Source organism: Actinomadura fibrosa, from assembly GCF_900659615.1.
Lineage (GTDB): Bacteria > Actinomycetota > Actinomycetes > Streptosporangiales > Streptosporangiaceae > Spirillospora > Spirillospora fibrosa.
Map to the genome: position 1 here is coordinate 1 of NZ_CAACUY010000025.1, position 17914 is coordinate 17914.

Consider the following 17914-nt stretch of genomic DNA (forward strand, 5'->3'; position numbering starts at 1 on the left):
GCACCGCCACGCGGGCACCGCCACGCGGGCACCGCCACGCGGGCACCGGCGGGCGACTCGGGGTACCGCGGCGCGGGCACGGCGGCGCCGGGCGGGACGCGGGGCACGGTCAAGGTAGATGACCCCACGATCGGGCCGACCTCCGCCGAACCCAGTCTCCGGGGCCTGGCAGAGTGCGCGCCCTCTTCACTAGACCGGCGGCATGCCGCGCGAACGTCGTGGCGGACGGCTACAGCGATCGCGAAAGGCGTCGCGCCCCTCATCGACCAACGCCCTTCTCATCTCAGTGCTCGCCCCCTCGTCCTACATGCCCTCGGCGCGTTCGCGCGGCAACGCGTCACGCGACGGCATGGCGATACCGGCGCGGTGCAACCTCGGGGCGGGTGCAACCTCGGGGTGGGGCGGGCCTGCGGGCGGGGCCTGGGGGTGGGTGCAGCGGGGGGTGGGTGTAGCCGGAGGGCGAGTGCGCTTAAGGCCGGGCTTGGGGGGCTTGGGGCCGGGCTTGGGGGGCTTGGGGCCGGGCTTGGGGGGCTTGGGGCCGGGCTTGGGGGGCTTGGGGCCGGGCTTGGGGGGGGGCGGGGTGCGCGGCTCTTCAGCCAGGTCAGCGGATGCTCGGCAGGTCGCGGGCCTGACAGGCATGGAGCGGGCACGGCGAGTTGGAGTGGGACGCGGCAGTGGACAACGGAGGCGGGACGCGGGGCGGGACGCGGCCACCGTGAAGGCAGGCGGGCCAGCGGTCGGGTCAACCTGCGTCGGATTCAGGCTTCACGCTTCACGTTCAGCGGCTTGCGGGGCCTGGGCCGATCTTGTAGGGGTGGCGGAATGCGCGCCTCTTCGTCCAGACCAGCGGATACTCGGCAGGATGCGGGCGGGACACTGCTACCGGCTAGGGCGGCCTTGCTCGTCGGGCCGCCTCGCACTGGCCCGCACCCCTGGGTTTGGCGGAGTGCGCACCTCGTCTACCGGAACGGCCACTTGCTAGTGGTGGTTCTTCGGGCGGCGGTGGGAGGGGTCTGGTTTTACGGGTCTGCGGATTGGTGGCTGTTGCGGGTGCGGCGGACCGTTCGGGCGGGTGGGGGGCGGCGGCGTAGAGCGGGGCGCAGCAACGTTCGATGGCCCCTGCGTTCCGGTGTCGTGACGGGGGGTGTGTCGTCGATGTGGTCGTGGGCGACGGTGGGGCAGGCGCTTTGGGTTTGCTGTGGTTGGTTGGTCGGGGTGGTTTCGGGGCCGCTGTGGCGGGTTGGGTCGTCCTGGTTCGCCGGTGGGTGGGTGGTCGGGGTGGTGTTGCGGCTGTCGCTTCGGGTGGTGGGGGCGGGGTCATCGAATGTGGGCATGCCTGTTTCGGCGGCGTTGATTCGTTGAGTTGTGGCTGGGGACGGGGGTGGCAGGAGGCGGTAGGTGTAGCGGCCGTCTGGGGCCTTCGTTATCTGCATCTGGTCTGGGTGGGTGTGCTTGTGGCGGTTGTGCCAGCCGCAGCACAGGGCGAGTTGGTCGATGTCGGTGGGGCTGCCATTGAGAGCCCAGCCTTTGACGTGGTCGACTTCGCACAGCGCCCCGGGTACTTCGCAGCCTTGCACCGCGCAGGTGGAGTACAGCGTCTCTAGGACTTGGCGCTGAGCTGGGGTGGCGAAGCGGACGCGGTGTCCCAGGTAGAGGGGGATGTTGCCGCGTCCCAGGAGGAGGGGTGAGACGCCTGCCGTGAGGGCGATGCGGCGGGCTTGTACGGCGGGGATGGGGGTGCCGTCGGCGAGCCGGGCCGGGGCTTGGCCGCCGGTGAGGGTGTCCAGATCGCAGATGACGGTGACCTTGGTGGCGGTGTGTCCGCCGGACAGGACGCTGGACAACGCGGCTGCGGTCCGCTCGGAGAGGTCGCGGTGGTCGTCGGTGCCGGCGGGTTTGGCCAGGGGTCCCAGTGCGCCGTCCCAGACGGCAGCGTCTTCGGCGTTCAGCCAGCCCTTGAGGTAGCGGCCGCCGTCCAGCGACCGGGTCGAGGTGATCCAGGACCGTTCGTAGCCGCGCTTGGACTCGGGATCGGGCTTGTCGGTGCCGTCCCGTTCGGCGATCACGTCGCGGATGCGGGCACCGAACGCGGCGAGTTTTCCGGCGGAGAAACCCTGGTCGGTCATGTCCAGCAGGAGGGTCTCGGCTCTGGTGCAGTCCGCGTCGTCTAGGCGGGCGACAGCGGCGGCGATGGTGGCCGCATACCCGTAGGACAGTCGTCCGGTGGCCAGCCTCTCGGTGACGGCGGGTAGACGAGGCCGTTGGCGAGCCAGGGTGATGCGGTCAGTGGCGCGGGCCTCGCGCATGCCCATCCGGGTTCGCAGCCATGCCTTGGCGGACGGAAGGCCCCAGCGGCGCATCTCTCCGGAGACGTCCACCCTTGCGATCCGCCCGGCCAGCGCACTCTCGTGGGAGTCGATCACCCGTCCGAGCGCCTCGGCCTGCTCCATGCACGCGGAGGGACTGTCGGGCACTTCGCGGCGGGCGAGTTCGGCCGCGATCAATGCCGCCGCGTCCACCAACTCCGTGGTGGACATCGACGCCATATCGATCATCGCTTCCGAATGCATGTTCGAATACTATCCCAGGAGACGATGATATGGCCGACGGTCCGCCCTTTTTCCGGGTTGGATTACTGTTACCGTCTAGATACGTCGTCCGTCACAACCATCGCCCCTTCAAAGTTGCAGTGATATATGTCGACTTTGAGCCCTTGCATCGTTTTGTTCGGATTTGGCGATTTGCTTCGCATACGGCAGAGAGTTGGCTTGGCCGCTGTGGGGCTTGGACGTGGTTGCTGTGGTGGTCTTGGACGTGCGGTGGGGGCGGCGCGTCGGTGCGGGGCAGGCGGAGCCTGCCGTTGTGCGCTGCCCCAGGGGCCGTAGAGGCTCCGAAGTCAAGGGTGGGCCGGAGGCCCATCGCGAAGCGACGCGAAGCGCCCTTGACTTTGGAGGGACGGCCCCGTACGCAGCGCCGCCCCCACCGCCCCCGTTGCCCTTACAGCGCTTGCCCTTGTCGATTACTCGGTTCCCCGCACTCGATTCATCAGATCACGTGCCGCGACCGGAGTGAGGGCGATTACAGGCCCATTCGGGTTCTTCGAGTCTCGAACTACTACACATCCCCACTGCACGCCGACTTCGACGCATTCGCCGCCAGTGCCGTCACTGTGACTACTCTTCCGCCACGTCACCACTGGCCGGTCAAGTTGACTCACGGTACTCCTCACGCATCAACCTCATGAAGTCGATGGACTCGGCTCGATTGAGAGCTTCGCTCACCACTGATGTGAAATGTACCCCCGCCTTGAAGACAATCGCCCGATCCTCGATGAATTGGCTGACACTCCCCGTCTCGGTGTACATGAGATCAGGATCCTTCGGGAAACTGAGCAGGATGAAGCCCCCGGCCAGGGCGATGGGGGTGACGCTCTCGAACGGCATAACCCTCACCTGCACAGACGGCGTCTGCGCCATGGCGATCAGATGGTCGATCTGAGCCGTCATGACTGCCGATCCACCCACTGGCCGCCGGAATGCGGACTCGTCCAGGACGAACATCGCCTCCGGGGACTTGTCGCGGATCAGCAGGGCCCGCCGCTCCATGCGCACCGCCACCCGCGCGGCCGACGTCTCGGCCGGTGCGCTGGGATCCATGATCGCGCGAGCGTAGTCCTCGGTCTACAGAAGACCTGGAACGATCTGGGCCGCGAAGCAGCGGATCCCGATAGCCCTGGACTCCTGTTCGAGATAAGACTCGAAACCGGGACGCAGGGCGCGGTGTTGGCCGGCGCGGCGGATGGCGGTGTAGAGGCGGTGGAAGTGGCCGTCGTTCTCCTCCCAGCCGTCGGTCTTGAAGTAGGTGTCCAGGTCGAGGGCCGCTTGTTCGGACGCGGGCTTGTCGGCCTTTTCGAGCTGGCAGACCCACTGCGGGGAGCAGCCGAGGGCCTTGGCGAGCTGGCTCATGGACAGGCCCGCGCGCAGGCGGAGGCGGCGGAGTTCCTGGCCGAAGTGGACGCGCAGGGCATCCGGATCTTGTTCCTGCTGGTCGCTGGCCATGTCAGGGGCCTCCGGCCTCGGTTGGCGGGGGGGAACGAGGTGCTGGACGTCCAGTAGATGACGCTTCATAGCCGAGAGTAATGGCTCGGTAGCAGTCTGTCCTGAACACGAGTAAGGCCGGCGCCTCGTCCGGCCTGGGAAAGGGACGGATGCGTCATGAAGAACGCGGAAACGGCCGCCGTCGAGCGGGACTTCCCCGCTTGGATGGTGTGGGTTCACGGCAGGGCGTGTTCTGGGGCGCCGTCCGGCGGGATCCGAGGCCGCAGCTGACCCCGACCGTCATCGCCGATTCCGAGGACGAGTTGCGCGCGATGCTGACGCGCCAAGCAGCGGAACAAGCCTTGGGGCAAGCGGCGGAACGACCGGCGGTGGGGCGACCGGCGGTGGGGCGACCGGCGGTGGGGCGACCGGCGGTGGGGCGACCGGCGGTGGGGCGACCGGCGGTGGGGCGACCGGCGGTGGGGCGAGCGGTAGGACGAGCGGCGGGAGATGGCCAGGGGCGGTGAGGCCGGACACGAGCCCGGTGCCTTGGGGTCCGATCCCGGGGCTCAGGGTCTGGTACGGCCTCTACACCGGATCGTGGTGGGCGTTCGTACCCGGTCGTCCCGACCGGCTGATCGAGGCGCCCTCCCCCGGCCTGCTCCTCCAGAAGCTCGCGCGGGTGGCCTGCGTGGACACGCCACTCACGTCCAGGCGCCATCGGTCAGGAATCGAGAAGCGTTCGCCCTCGCCCCCTACGTAGCGTCATCTTCAACGGAGCGCATCGCGAATACGGGAGGCATGACGATGAAGGCACACGTGAGCTCGATCCTGCTCGGCGTCCGGGACATGGACCGGGCCAAGCGGTTCTACACCGAAGGGCTCGGCTGGAAGATCAAGAACGACTGGGGCGTCTCGGTGTTCTTCGAGGCGGACGGTGCCTCGCCGGTCGGCTTCTACGGCCGCGACGGCCTGGCCGAGCAGGTGGGGACGAGGCCCGAGGGCAGCGGTTTCAGCGGGCTGGTCCTCACGTACGTCGTCCGCAGCGAGGCCCGCGTCGACGAGATCATCGCGGAGGCGCAGAAGGCCGGCGCCACGGTCCTCAAGCCCGCCGGCGCCCTGCCCTGGGGCGGGTACGGCGGCACCTTCGCCGACCCCGAGGGCTACATCTGGAGCCTCGGCTACAGCGACCAGGGCGAGGACCAGCCTTACGCGGAGTAACTGCTGAGGGGCCCCTGGCCAGTACGGGAGAAGACCCTCGGCCAGTACCCAGTACGGGAGGCTCTCGGCCAGTACGGGGAGGCCCTCGGCCAGCACACGGAGGCCCCGGTCAGTGCCAGGAGGCCCCGGTCAGTGCCAGGGGGTCTCGGTCAGTGCCAGGGGGTCTCGGTCAGTGCCAGGGGGTCTCGGTCAGTATTAGGAGTCTCGGCCAGCCTCAGGGGGGCTCGGTCAGCACCAAGGAGCCTCGGCCAGCCTCAGGGGGGCTCGGCCAACACCAAGGAGCCTCGGTCAGTGCCAGGGAGCCTCGGCTAGTACAAGGGCCTCGCTGCACGGGTGAGGTGACCTGACTGAGTCAGTTCGGCGTCGGCGCGGCATCGCGTCGGCGCCGAACTTTTTTCTTGGGTCGGCGGCCGGTTGGGCGGCTTGCCGGCTCCCGCGCCTGTTGACCGATGGCCAATAAATGTGGCGACTCTATTGGCGCGTCGTCAATAACCGTCTAGGGTGTCCGTGCCCGGGTCGAGTTCGGGAGGCGAGTGGGCTGGCGAGGCCGGGGCGAGGTCCTGGGGGTGAAGAGGAAGTCGGGGCGGGTCCTCCGAGTGAGGTTGCCGGAGGGGGTCCGGGGGTTGGCGGTCCGAAGTGAAGGAGGTGTCGCGCCTTGTCCGTCTCGTATGTGCCGCGTCGCGTGCACGGGCTGCTCGGTGAGGTCGGGGAGCTGTTCGTCATCGCGTTGGAGGCGGTGCGCAGGACGTGGGACGTCCGGACGTGGTGGTGGGAGTTCGTCGAGCAGGCGTGGTTCCTGGCCCGCGTGACGAGCCTGCCGGTGATCCTGGTGTCGCTGCCGCTGGGAGCGACGGTCGCGCTCCAGGTCGGGCAGCTCGCCTCGCAGCTCGGTGCGCAGTCGGCGACGGGCGGCGCGGTGGTGGTCGGGCTGGTGCGGGAGGTCGCCCCGATCGCCGCGGCGCTGATCATCGCGGGGGCGGGCGGGTCGGCGATGACCGCCGACATGGGCGCACGCCGGATCCGGGACGAGCTGGCGGCGATGGAGGCGATGGCGGTCAATCCGGTGCACCGGCTGGTCACGCCGCGGCTGTGGGCGGCGAGCCTGATCTCGACGCTGCTGGCGTCCCTGGTGATCGTCGCGGGTGCGGCGGGCGGGTTCGTGTTCAACGTCCTGCTCCAGGACGTCACGCCGGGCGCCTACTTCGACGGGGCGGTGTCGCTGCTCCAGACCTCCGACCTGGTGGTGACGCTGCTGAAGTCGTGGCTGTTCGGGGTGATCGCGGCGGTGGTGGCCTGCTACATGGGGATGAACTGCGCGGCGAGCCCGGTCGGGGTGGGGCGCGCGGTGAACCGGGCGATCGTCGTGGCGTTCATGCTGGTGTTCGCCCTCAACTACGTGATCACGACGGTGTACTTCGTCGCGTTCCCGCCGAGGATCTGAGGGTGAGGCTCTGATGGCCGACATCCCCTTGGCCGGAAGGATCGCGCCCCGCGTCCTGCGGACGGGCGCGTCGGCGCTGCGGCGCAGCGGGGACCTGGCGCAGTGGCCGGTGTTCGTCTGGCGCATCCTGCTGTACTCGGTCCGCGACCTGGTGCTGCGGCGCAAGTACACCCGGACGGTCGCGCGGCATGTCAGCGACGTGGTGGTGGGCGTCGGGGCGACCGTCGTCGGCGGCGGCATGATCTTCGTGATCTTCACGATGGCGTTCTTCGTCGGCACGGAGGTCGGGCTCCAGGGCTACACGGGGCTCCAGTCGATCGGCGCGCAGTCGTTCATGGGGCTGGTGGGGTCGTTCGCCAACGTCCGGGAGATCACGCCGGTGATCGCGGCGACGGCGCTGGCGGCGCAGTGCGGGTCGGCGTTCACCGCGGAGCTGGGCGCGATGCGGATCTCCGAGGAGATCGACGCGCTGGAGGTCATGGGCATCGGGTCGTTCGCGTACCTGGTGTGCACGCGGGTGGTCGCGGCGCTGGTGGCGCTGGTGCCGCTGTACCTGATCGCGCTGTTCGCGAGCTTCTTCGCGACCCGGCTGATCAGCACGAGCTTCTTCGACCTGGCGCCGGGCGTCTACGACTACTACTTCCGGCTGTACCTGCCGACGATCGACCTGGTCTACAGCTCGATCAAGGTGGCGGTGTTCTCGTTCGCGGTGATCACCATCCACTGCTTCTACGGCTACTACGCCACCGGCGGCCCGGCGGGGGTCGGGCGCGCCGCCGGACGCGCGATCCGGCTGTCGATCATCGTCATCGTCACGCTGAACCTGCTGCTGTCCTACGTGTTCTGGGGCAACGGCGCGACCGTGAGGCTCACCGGATGATCAACGAGGAGCTGTCCCTGCGCCGCCGCCTGCTGATCACGGCGGTCACGCTGGCCGTCGCGGCGGCGCTGCTGTACGTGCTGGTCGCGCGGCCGCTGCGCGGGGAGGGGACGACGCTGACCGCCGAGTTCGGACGGGCCGGGCAGGGCCTCGGGCCGGGGACGCAGGTCAAGGTCCGCGGTGTCACGGTCGGGTCCGTCGAGCACGTGACGCTGACCGGGCAGGGCAAGGCCCGGCTCAGCCTGAAGCTGGACCCCGGCACGCGGGTGCCCGACACCGCCAGCGCGTCCATCGAGCCGGCGTCGGCGTTCGGGCCGAAGTTCGTCGTCCTGGTCCCGGGCGCGCACGCCGAGACCGGGCCGTATCTGGCGTCGGGGGCGCGGATCGCCCGGACGTCCGATCCGCGGGATCTGTCGGATCTGCTGGCCGATGCCGACTCTCGGCTGGCCGCGGCCGACCCGCAGGAGGTGTACACCATCGTCCACACCATCGCGCAGGGCCTGGACGGGCAGGGCGGCAAGCTGCGGGCCACCATCGACCAGAGCGGCGTCCTGCTGAACGTCGCCTACGACAACCGCGCGAACGCCCGGCGCTTCATCTCCGACGGGGCCACGCTGTCGGGCTCGCTGGCCGACAAGGGCGACGAGGCGGTCGCCATCACCGGCGACCTGAACACGCTCATCGACGCGGCCGCCGGAGGACGCGGGCGGCTCGCCGGGTTCGCCGACGGGATCTCGGACGTGTCGGCGCTGGTCGCCCACGGGTTCGACAAGCGCGGCGGGCAGCTGCGCGAGGCGTTCCGCTCGTCCGAGCGCACCGCCGCGATCATCTACGCGCAGCTCGGGCTCGTCGGCGACGCCGTGCGCACCGGCAACAAGCTGCTGCCGCTGTACGCCCGGTTGACGTCGCTGCCCGGTCCGGACGGCAAGAACTACCTGCGCTCGCAAGGCTACCTGCCGACCAGCCCGTGCGCGCTGGTCCTCGGGCTCTGCGGCCCCTACGGCGACGTGAACGGAGGGCGGTGAGGATGCCCGGCCCCGCACTGCGAGGAAGATCGGCACTGCGGCGTGCCCGGACGGGACTCGCGCTGCGGCTGGCGGCGTTCGTGGCCGTGACCGGGACGCTGACGGTCGTCATCGGCATGCAGATCGCCCGCGTGGACGTCGGCGGCGGATGGCGGCTGAGCGCCACGTTCGACGACGTCAGCGGGCTCGGCACCGGCGACCAGGTGAAGATCGCCGGAGCGCCGGTGGGCCGCGTCGACAAGGTCAAGGTCGTGGACGGCCGCGCGCGGGTGACCATGACCGTCGACGACTCCGTCACCCTCCCGGCCGACAGCGAGGCCGCGATCCGCTGGCGCGACGCCATGGGACGCCGCGTCGTCTACCTCATCCCCGGGACGAGCCACGACACGATGCGGCACGGCGCGCTGATCACCCGCACCCGGTCGGTCGTGGACGCCGGGGCCCTGCTCGACCAGCTCGCGCCGCTGACCCGCAGCCTCGACCCCGGGCAGGTCAACCAGGTGCTGGTGTCGCTGGCCCAGGCGCTGGACGGCAACGCCGGCAACATCGACCGGCTCATCGCGGACGTCGACCGGCTCTCGTCCACGATCGCCGCCCGCCGCGGCCGGCTCAGGCAGATGCTCGACGACTACGCCACCGTCACCGGCGTCATCGCCCGCCGCGACAGGCAGATCGGCGCGGCGGTGGACGACCTGGTCAGCCTCAGCAAGGCGTTCGCCGACCACCGGCGGCTCATCGACGACACCATCGTCCAGCTCGCCGCCCTGGCGCGGACGTCGGACGCGGTGCTGGCGGGCAACAGCGCCGAGCTCGCCAGGGTCGTGAACCGGCTGTCGGCCTTCACCTCGGGCGTGCAGCGCAACCGCGGCACGCTGCTCCAGGTGCTGGGATCGGCGGCGCCGAAGCTCCAGCACATCTTCGCCGCCACCGACAACGGCGGGTTCGCCGAGGCCGCCGTGCCCTGCCTCACCCTGGCCGCGCCGCCGTGCCCGTACCCGACCCGGCTGCCCGGCCCGCGCGAGGACGCCGAGCACCTGAACTCGTCCGAGTCGCTCCGCAAGCTGATCGTCGGGGGGTCCTGATGGCGCTGGGATCGTTCCGCGACCGCAACAGGATCGCCGTCGGGCTGGTGTCGGCTGCCGTCCTCGCCGCCCTGGTCCTCGGCGTGTACCTGGTCGGCACCCAAGGTCTGCTCCAGGACCGCTACACCATCACCGGCGTCTTCGCCGACACCGGCGGGCTGCGCTCCGGCGACGAGGTCCGCATGGCCGGAGTGCGGGTCGGAGAGGTCACCTCCGTCAGCCCGGACTACCGCCGCGGCGAGGTCCTCATCACCTGGAAGGTCGACTCCTCCGTCGCGCTCGGCCCGCGGACCCGCGCCGAGATCAAGGTCGCCAACGTGCTCGGCGGACGCTACCTGCGCCTGAGCGGCCCGGTCGGCACCCCGCACCTGGCCGACCTGCCCGCCGCGCGGCGCCGCGTCCCGCTGGAGCGCACCGAGTCGCCCACCACGGTCAACGACGTGCTCGGCGCCTCCGCCCGCACGGTCGCCAAGCTCGACACCCGCTCCATCAACGCGATCGTCTCCGAGGTGAACGGCATCGGCGCGGGCGACCGCGGGAAGCTCGGCCACGCGCTGACGAACCTCGCCCGGCTCGCCGGCGACGTCAACGCCGCCGACCCGCAGATCAGGCGGCTCCTCGACAACGGCGACCGCGTCCTCACCCTCGCGCACGCCAAGGACCGGCAGCTCTCGCAACTGCTGTCCAACGTCCAGACCATGCTGGACGAGCTGCAACGGCGCCGCACCGAGCTCGCGTCGTTCCTCGGCAGCGGCGGCAGGACCGTCGCCGCGCTGACCCGGCTGATCGACCAGCAGCAGGCCAGGCTGCTCTCGGTCATCGCCGACCTGCGCAGCACCCTCGGCACGCTGCGTCCGGCCACGGGCGACTTCAACGCCCTGCTGGCCTGGGCCGGGCCCACCCTGTCCGGGCTGGCGGGCACCGGCGGCAACGGGCCCTGGCTGGAGGTCCTCGCCACCGGTCTCGGCCCGCTGTCACCGCGCGACCTGGCCGAACTCGCCCGGATGGCTCCCCAGGCCCAGACGAATCCGCAGGGAGGCAAGCAGTGAGACGCCCGATCTGCGCCGTCGCCGTCCTCGCGCTCGTCGCCGCGCTCGGCGGCTGCGGCATCACCGGGCGGGGCGGCTCCTACCGGCTGACGGTCTACTTCGCCAAGGCCCCCTCCCTGTACGAGGACTCGCGGGTCAAGGTGATGGGCGCCGACGCCGGGACGATCACCTCGGTCACCGACGAGCGGAACCGCGTCCGCGTCGAGCTCGACGTGGACCGCGACGTCCCCGTCCCGGCCGACGTGCACGCCGCCATCACCTCGTCCGACGCGCTCGGCGAGCGCTACGTGCTGCTGCATCCGGTGTGGAAGCCGGGGATGCGCAGGGCAGCCCCCGGCGCCGTCATCCCGCAGCAGCGCACCGAGCTGCCGGTGGAGGTGGACGAGGCGCTCGACGCGTTCGCCAAGCTCAGCCGCTCGATCGACGGCGCCGCGCTCGGCCCGGCCCTGCACCGCGCCGCGGGCGCCGTCGACGGCCGCGGCGACGACCTCAACCACGCCTTGCAGGACACGTCCGCGCTCACGAACAACCTCGCCGCGCAGGACCAGAAGATCGTGTCGCTGGCGCGGGGGCTGCACTCGCTGGCCGCCAGCCTCAACGGACGCGACCAGCAGCTTTCGCGGCTGCTCGCGTCGTTCTCCACCACCAGCCGGACGCTGGCGGAGGAGCGCACGCGGCTGCGGGACTTCGTCGCCGGCCTGGCCGCGGCGATCCAGAAGAGCGGCGTCCTCATCACCGCCTACCGGGAGACGCTGCCGAGCACCGTCGCCGACCTGTCCAACATCGTTCTCAGCCTCAAGGGCAACGCCACGGCGCTGGACCAGGCCATCGACAGCCTCGGCCGGTTCGCCGACGTCGCGATCAACGCGTGGGACCGCCGCAACCACGTCGCCACGATCCGCCTGGTCGTCCACGGCACCCTGCGGGCCTGGCTCCAGCCGCTGTTCACCGCGATGGGCTGGGGCACCGTCCCCTGCCTGGAGGGCAACACAGCCCTCGCCAACTGCACCCCACCTCCGTCGAAGAAGGCCCCCTGATGACGCCTCAGATGACGCGCCCGACGGCGTCCCGGATGAAACGCGAGATGAGGCGGACGGCCGCGACGTGCACGGCGGTGGTCGTCCTGGTCACGGGCGCCGGCGGGTGCTCGCTCCAGACCCTCGGCGCCCCCAAGGGCGGCACGACCCTCAGCGCCGACTTCGACGACGTCCAGAGCCTGGTCGTCGGGCACAGCGTCCAGATCGCCGACATCCGCGTCGGGACCGTGACCCGGATCCGGCTGGCCGGCTACCGCGCCCGGGTGACGATGTCGCTCGGCCCCGGCCGGCGCGTCCCCGACGGCACCACCGCCACGATCGCCCGGTCGTCGCTGCTGGGCGAGAACTACGTCCGGCTCGACGTGCCGTCCGGCCGCGGCCTCGGCACCGGCCCGTTCCTCGCCGACGGCGCGACCATCGGACGCACCGGCACGCAGCCCGACCTGGAGCAGATCAGCGAGCGGGTCGGTCCGCTGCTGACCGCGCTCGGCGGCCAGGACCTCGCCACGATCACCGGCGAGTCCGCCACCGCCCTGCGCGGCAACGGCACGAAGCTCAACACCTTCATCGTCAAGGCCACCGCGGTCGGCGACGACTACGCCGCCGCCAGCGCCGACCTCGGCCGCGCCCTGGACTCCCTCGCCCGGCTCGGCCGCGACCTGCGGAAGGGAAGCGACCAGTTCGACCGGCTCCCCGGCAACGTCGCGCTCGCCACCCAGCGTCTCCAAGCCGACCGGTCCGAGCTGCGGCGCTCGATCGAGTCGCTGCTGAAGCTGGCGCGCTCGGTCAACGCGAAGGTGCAGCGGCGCCACGCCGCCCGCCTCGCCACCCTGCTGGGACGCGCCGACGCCCTGCTCGCCGCCGCGCTCCGCGGCCGCGACGACCTCAAGACGCTGGCCACCACCGTGCTCGGCTTCCTGCGCGGCCCCTCGGTCTCCTACCGCGGGCAGGCCCTGCTGTTCCTGTGGATCAAAGGCTTCCTGCCCGATCCCGGGACCGCTCATACAGGTGCAAAAGTCTCTCCCAACTCCCCCCGTTCAGCCGGACGGCAGACGCTGGACGGCCTGCTGGAGCCGCGTCCATGAGGCACCTGCGCATCGTCACCAACCTGGTCTTCTTCACCCTGCTCGGCGTCGCGCTCGCGGTGTGGGCCGTCCGCAGCATCATCCGCGTCGACGCCCTCGAACGGCCCTTCCCCGTGACCGCCGACTTCGCCTCCTCCCCCGGCCTGCACAGCGACCTGGAGGTCACCCACCTCGGCGTGCGCGTCGGCGAGGTCGGCACCGTCCGGCTGGACGGCGACCACGTCGCCGTGCGCCTCGACCTGGACCGCGGCGTCCGCGTCCCGTCCGACGTCGGCGCGCGGGTACTGCGCAAGTCGGTGATCGGCGAACCGTACATCGACCTCACCGAACCCGCGTCCCGGACGTCCCCGGGCACGCCGGCGACGCTCAAGGCCGGCGACCACATCCCCCTGGCCCGCACCGCGGGGACCACCGACTACAAGCAGCTCTTCGACGGCCTCAGCCGGACCCTCGACGCGGTCGACCCCCGCGACACCCGCACGCTCGTCCACGAGCTGGCCACCGGCCTGCAAGGACGCGGCGACAACCTGCACGACATGATCGGCGACGCCCACCAGCTCACCGGCACGCTCGCCGCCGGCGCGGGGACCCTCGACGCACTGTCCGCCCAGCTCACCCGCCTCACCGCGACGCTCACCGACCACCGCGCCCAGATCGGCTCCGGCATCGACGACCTGGCGTCCGTCACCGCCGCGCTGCGCCGCTCCAGCCGCGACCTCGACACCGTCCTCGCCAAAGGTCCCGGGACGCTCAAGGACCTCGACCGGCTCCTGGAGACCGCCAGACCCGGCCTGGACTGCCTCCTGGCCGCCTCGGCCACCCCCACCGCGCCGCTGCTCACCCCCGCCAACCAGGCCAAGATCCGGCACGTGCTGTCGCTCGTCCCCACGCTGCAAACGCTGGTCGCCGACGTCACCGCCACCGACCCGAGCGGCAGCTACCTGCGCGTCACCCCGGTCATCACGCTCACCGGGCCCGCGAAGGCCGCACCCGAATACAGCAGCCCCGTGCCCAAGCCCGTCCCACCGGCGATGGCCCTATGCGGAAGCAAGGGGCGGCCGGACGGAGCGGCACCGCGCAACGCCGCACCGAGAGCCTCGACGACCGCTGCGGCCCCCGGCACCAAGCCAGGCGCCACGTCCGGCACGTCGGGGACGGGCGTCCAGACGGATCCCAACGGTGACACCCGTCCGATCGCGGACGAGGACGAAACGGCCACGTCGCCTCAGCACTGGTTGCCACTGCTCCCGCCCGCGCTGGCCGCGGCCGCCGTGCTCGCCGCGATCGCCAACGCCCTGCGCGCGCTCCGCCGCCGCAAAGCCCGATGACCCCCGGAGGACCCATGGCCAAGACCGACACCAAGCCGTCCGACACCAAGACGCCCGACACGTCGACCGAGGACACAGCAGCGGACACCGCCGCGCCCAACGAGACACCGGACACCGTTGAGCCTGACAAAACTGACAAGGTTGACGCTGACCAGGTTGACAAGGCCACCGACGAGGCGAGCGACACCGCCGCAGCCGCCGACAAGGCGACGACCACCAGCGCGCCGGACGACGCAGCCGACACCAGCGCACTGGACGACGCACCGGTTAAAACCGGCGCTGGCACGGCGGCGGACGGGAACGCGGGCGGGGCGTGGGCTCGTCTGCGCAGCAAGGCCGTGCTGCCCCGGGCGACCGTGGCGGTCCTGCTGCTCGGATCGGCCGTCACCGCGGGACTCCAGTGGCATCAGGCCGACCAGGCGTCCCGGCGCGACGCCGAGCGCCGCGCGATCAAGGCCAGCGCCGCCGACTTCGGGCAGGCGCTGCTCAGCTACGACCACACCAAGCTGCAAGCGGCCCGGAACCGCGTCCTCGCCCTGGCTTCCGACGACTTCGCGAAGACCTACGATGAGGCCTTCACCGGCGGGCTGGAAGGCGTCATCACCAAGCTGAAGGCAGACGCGACCGCAACCGTCCGCACCGTCTACCTCGGCGACGTCGGATCGGGGACGGCGAGGGCCGTCGTCGTCATGGACTCCGAGGTCCGCAGCACCGCGGGCACGCGCCGCGTCCTCGGCTCCTACCTGGACATGCGCCTGGCACGCCACGGCAAGAAGTGGCAGGTCATCGACGTCACCTCGATCGGAGCCGCGAACGAGAGCATGGTCGACCCGCAGGGCAGGCAGCAGCCGTCGCCCACGGCGACCCCGTCCCCCAACCCGTGATGGGGGCACCGTGAGCGACCCCGCCGAGGTCCCCGCGCCCCGCCGGGGCCGGGACCGCAAGGCCCCGGACGAACGGCGCGGGCAGATCCTCGCGTGCGCGCGGGCGCTGCTGAGCGAGCGCCCCTACGGCTCGGTGTCCAACACCGACATCGCGGCGGCCGCCGGGGTCAGCCGCGGGCTGCTCAACCACTACTTCGGCACCAAGCGCGAGCTCTACCTGGCCGCCGTCGCGGACATGATGGCGGTGCCCCCGGCGCCCGTCCCCGCGTTCGCGGAGGGCGCCACCGTCCGCGAACGCGTCGGCCAGAGCATCGAGGCGTGGCTGGAGCTCCTGCACCGCAACCGCGCCACCTGGATCACGGCCCTCGACATGACCGCCTCCCGAGGCGACGCCGAGCTGGAGAAGATTTTGGACGAGGCCCGCGAGCGCGCGGTCGACCACATGGCCGAGGTCGTGGGACTGGCCCCGGCGAGCCGCGAACGTTCCGAGCTGTGGGCGGCCTTCCGCGGATTCTCCGGCATGGCCGAGGCCACCACGCGCGAGTGGCTCAAGTACGAGCGGTTGACGCGGGCGCAGGTGCGCCTAATCCTCGAAGAGGTCCTCCTGCACCTGCTCGACGAGATCGTCCCGCGCCTCGCGCACGACACCGCCGGCGAGTAGGCGGGTAGGCGAGTAGGCAGGTAGGCGGACAGAGGTCACGGCAGCGGTTCGTGCCGGGGCAGCAGCGTGACGGCCAGTCCCGTCACCGCGACCCCGCCGGCCAGGAGCAGCAGCGCGGCGCCGCGCGGCCACAGCAGCCCGTAGAGGACCGTTCCCGTCACGAGCAGATGCGTCTTGGCCACCACCGTCGCCGTGAAGGCGATCGTCACCATGCGGTGCCGTTGCAGGGCGGTCTGGAGCTGCGCCACCCCCAGCCCGGCCGCGACGAGGAAGAGGTAGGGGTAGACGGTCCGCGGCAGGGCCCCGATCGTGTAGTCGAGCTGAGCCATGCCTTCGAGGGCGAGTTCGGCGGTACCGATCAGGACGCCGGCCGTGACGCCGAACACGATCCCCGCTCTCGGCCTGGCGTGCAGCCCCGCCGGTTCGCGGTCGCAGGTGAGGAAGACCAGCACCGGCAGCAGCAGGCAGGGCGGGATCAGGAGCGCCAGGCCGATCGGCGACGGCGGCGACGCCGAGCCGGAACGCGTCGCCGACGCCGCCAAGGCGACCATCAGCGTTCCGGACGTGACCAGCAGCAGCGCGCACCACTCGCGGGGAGTCGGCCGCTCGCTGAAGCAGCCGACGGCGATGCCGACCAGCACGGCGACCGACGACACGAGGACGGGCTGCGCGGCCGGCAGCGCGAGCGCGTTGAGCGCGACGGCCTGGAGCAGCAGGCCCATGAGCACGACCGCGGCGCCGATCAGCCAGACCGGCTCCCCGAGCATCCGGACGAGCAGCTCGACAGGATGGTCGCCGCGCAGGGGCGGCATCCTGCCCGCCGCCACCTTGAACAGGGCCACGCCGACCCAGTAGACGCTCGACGACACGAACGCCACGGACATCGCGAGCCATGAACTCAGAACCATCGTCCCTCGGCTCTATCCCCGGCGGTCAGGGGGTCATCGCGCCGCGCCCGACTCCGCGGCGAGCGTGCCGGACACGATGTCGTCGGCGAGCGGCAGCACCACGGCGGCGATCTGCCCGATGGTCTCCTCGGGGACGCCCGCCGCGGCGAGCGACGCCACCAGGTGCTCGGCGACCCGGTCGAAGTGCGGCTGCTCGATGCCGAGTCCGAGGTGCACGTCCTTCATCCCTCCGCCCTGGTAGAGCATCGGCCCGCCGAGCGCCTGCCCGAAGAACTCGACCTGGCGGCCCTTCAGCTTGGCGAGGTTCGTCCCGGCGAAGAACACGCTGAGCGTCTCGTCGGCGAGGATCCGTTCGTAGAGGTCGTCCACCACCGCGATCAGCGCCGCCTCGCCGCCGATCGACTCGTAGATGCTCATCCGTCCTCCCTCGGACCGGGAGCCGCCGCTCCGGGTGACCGGTGCCGGCCGCTCAGACGCCGGCTGAGCGGCCGGCACCGGAGCCAGCAGATCCGCGGACGCGAGCCGTGGACCCAGCCGGGCCCGCCCGCGGTAAGGGAAACCCTAGACCCTTATTGGCGATCCGCCAATAGTTCGGAGCCGACGGTGTCCCGGGAACGCGGAGTGCGGGCCGCCGGGCGGGACGCGCCCTAATCGCGGGGCCGCTCGTACCGGTCGAAGAACAGATCGGACGCGCGGGCTATGGCGTCGCGTTCGCCGGTCGCCAGCAGGTCGAGGAGCAGGCCCCGGGACACCGCCAGCAGCAGCCGCGCGTGCGCGGGGGCGTCGTCGGCCGGGACGCCGAGGCGCAGGCTCAGCTCGGTCAGCGGTCCGAGCCAGGCGTCGACCACCTCGGGCAGCAGCCGGACGGCGTGCGGCCGCCCTTGCAGCGCCTGGCCGTAGAGCTCGAAGAAGAGCCGCTCGCTGGGCCACAGCGCCGGATCGGACAGCCGCGCGGCCATCCACCGCATCTGCTCGCGCGGGTCGGCGGTCTCGTCCACGACGAGGGCGGCGAGCACCTGGCGCTGGCGCTCCTCCACGGTCCGGACGATCTCGACGAGCAGGCCCTCCTTGGAGCCGAAGTGGTAGCCGAGCATCCGGTGGCTGGTGCCGAGCTCCCGGGCGAGCCGCCGGAAGCCCAGGTCGCCGAGTCCGTGTTCGGTGACGTACTCGACGGCCGCGTCAAGCAATCGCTTCTTGGCCTCCGCCTGACTCACGCCGTCAGCCTACAGCCCGTCTCACATCAGGTCGCCCGGGCAGCCGGACCGCTCTTGATCGC

General features: G+C 71.3%; 17 protein-coding genes and 1 pseudogene. 11 read left to right on the plus strand and 7 right to left on the minus strand.

The window, feature by feature from the left end; translation table 11 throughout:
- Positions 1-1019: 1019 nt before the first annotated feature.
- From E1300_RS12115 to E1300_RS12130, 4 genes and pseudogenes are all read right to left on the minus strand, one after another.
- Positions 1020-2570: an HNH endonuclease signature motif containing protein gene (locus E1300_RS12115; RefSeq protein ID WP_131757069.1), complete on the minus strand. Its 1551-nt coding sequence runs from the start codon at positions 2568-2570 to the stop codon at positions 1020-1022.
- Between the two features lie 449 nt (positions 2571-3019).
- A complete protein-coding gene (locus E1300_RS12120; protein ID WP_306440652.1) occupies positions 3020-3229 on the minus strand; it encodes a DUF397 domain-containing protein in 210 nt (69 codons plus the stop codon).
- Positions 3204-3668, minus strand: a pseudogene (locus E1300_RS12125) (DUF5753 domain-containing protein); the annotation flags it as partial. The pseudogene E1300_RS12125 and the gene E1300_RS12120, both read right to left, overlap by 26 nt.
- A gap of 12 nt (positions 3669-3680) precedes the next feature.
- A complete protein-coding gene (locus tag E1300_RS12130; protein ID WP_165502802.1) occupies positions 3681-4058 on the minus strand; it encodes a helix-turn-helix domain-containing protein in 378 nt (125 codons plus the stop codon).
- A gap of 786 nt (positions 4059-4844) precedes the next feature.
- Here E1300_RS12130 and E1300_RS12135 point away from each other — a divergent pair.
- The 11 genes from E1300_RS12135 (at position 4845) to E1300_RS12185 (ending at position 15730) form a co-directional block, all read left to right on the plus strand.
- Positions 4845-5258 carry a VOC family protein gene (locus E1300_RS12135; RefSeq protein ID WP_131757073.1) on the plus strand — a complete coding sequence of 138 codons (414 nt, stop codon included), beginning with the start codon at positions 4845-4847 and terminating at the stop codon, positions 5256-5258.
- A gap of 655 nt (positions 5259-5913) precedes the next feature.
- Positions 5914-6699, plus strand: coding sequence for an MlaE family ABC transporter permease (locus E1300_RS12140; protein ID WP_131757074.1), 786 nt, complete (start codon positions 5914-5916; stop codon positions 6697-6699).
- A gap of 13 nt (positions 6700-6712) precedes the next feature.
- Positions 6713-7579, plus strand: coding sequence for an ABC transporter permease (locus tag E1300_RS12145; protein WP_131757075.1), 867 nt, complete (start codon positions 6713-6715; stop codon positions 7577-7579).
- Positions 7576-8604: an MlaD family protein gene (locus E1300_RS12150; RefSeq protein WP_131757076.1), complete on the plus strand. Its 1029-nt coding sequence runs from the start codon at positions 7576-7578 to the stop codon at positions 8602-8604. The genes E1300_RS12145 and E1300_RS12150 overlap by 4 nt, the downstream gene beginning before the upstream one ends.
- 2 nt (positions 8605-8606) lie before the next feature.
- Positions 8607-9686 carry an MCE family protein gene (locus tag E1300_RS12155; protein ID WP_131757077.1) on the plus strand — a complete coding sequence of 360 codons (1080 nt, stop codon included), beginning with the start codon at positions 8607-8609 and terminating at the stop codon, positions 9684-9686.
- On the plus strand, positions 9686-10735 hold the full coding sequence (locus tag E1300_RS12160; RefSeq protein ID WP_131757078.1) for an MlaD family protein: 1050 nt from the start codon (positions 9686-9688) through the stop codon (positions 10733-10735). The genes E1300_RS12155 and E1300_RS12160 overlap by 1 nt, the downstream gene beginning before the upstream one ends.
- On the plus strand, positions 10732-11772 hold the full coding sequence (locus tag E1300_RS12165) for an MCE family protein (protein WP_165502803.1): 1041 nt from the start codon (positions 10732-10734) through the stop codon (positions 11770-11772). Before E1300_RS12160 ends, E1300_RS12165 begins: the two co-directional genes overlap by 4 nt.
- On the plus strand, positions 11772-12857 hold the full coding sequence (locus tag E1300_RS12170) for an MlaD family protein (protein WP_242619104.1): 1086 nt from the start codon (positions 11772-11774) through the stop codon (positions 12855-12857). Before E1300_RS12165 ends, E1300_RS12170 begins: the two co-directional genes overlap by 1 nt.
- Positions 12854-14185, plus strand: a complete 1332-nt coding sequence (locus E1300_RS12175; protein WP_131757080.1) for an MlaD family protein — start codon at positions 12854-12856, stop codon at positions 14183-14185. The genes E1300_RS12170 and E1300_RS12175 overlap by 4 nt, the downstream gene beginning before the upstream one ends.
- 14 nt (positions 14186-14199) lie before the next feature.
- Complete coding sequence (locus E1300_RS12180; protein ID WP_131757081.1) at positions 14200-15069, plus strand: hypothetical protein; 870 nt, start codon at positions 14200-14202, stop codon at positions 15067-15069.
- Positions 15070-15079: 10 nt separating this feature from the next.
- Entirely contained in the window at positions 15080-15730 is a 651-nt protein-coding gene (locus E1300_RS12185) for a TetR/AcrR family transcriptional regulator (RefSeq protein ID WP_131757082.1), read from the plus strand.
- A 35-nt stretch (positions 15731-15765) separates the two neighbouring features.
- Here the strand turns inward: E1300_RS12185 and E1300_RS12190 are convergent, their stop codons facing one another.
- The 3 genes from E1300_RS12190 to E1300_RS12200 form a co-directional block, all read right to left on the minus strand.
- Positions 15766-16638, minus strand: a complete 873-nt coding sequence (locus tag E1300_RS12190) for a hypothetical protein (RefSeq protein ID WP_131757083.1) — start codon at positions 16636-16638, stop codon at positions 15766-15768.
- 33 nt (positions 16639-16671) lie between these two features.
- Positions 16672-17055 (minus strand): group I truncated hemoglobin, encoded by a 384-nt coding sequence (locus E1300_RS12195; protein ID WP_131757084.1) that lies wholly within the window; start codon positions 17053-17055, stop codon positions 16672-16674.
- Positions 17056-17285: 230 nt separating this feature from the next.
- Complete coding sequence (locus E1300_RS12200; protein ID WP_131757085.1) at positions 17286-17852, minus strand: TetR/AcrR family transcriptional regulator; 567 nt, start codon at positions 17850-17852, stop codon at positions 17286-17288.
- Between the last annotated feature and the right edge of the window lie 62 nt (positions 17853-17914).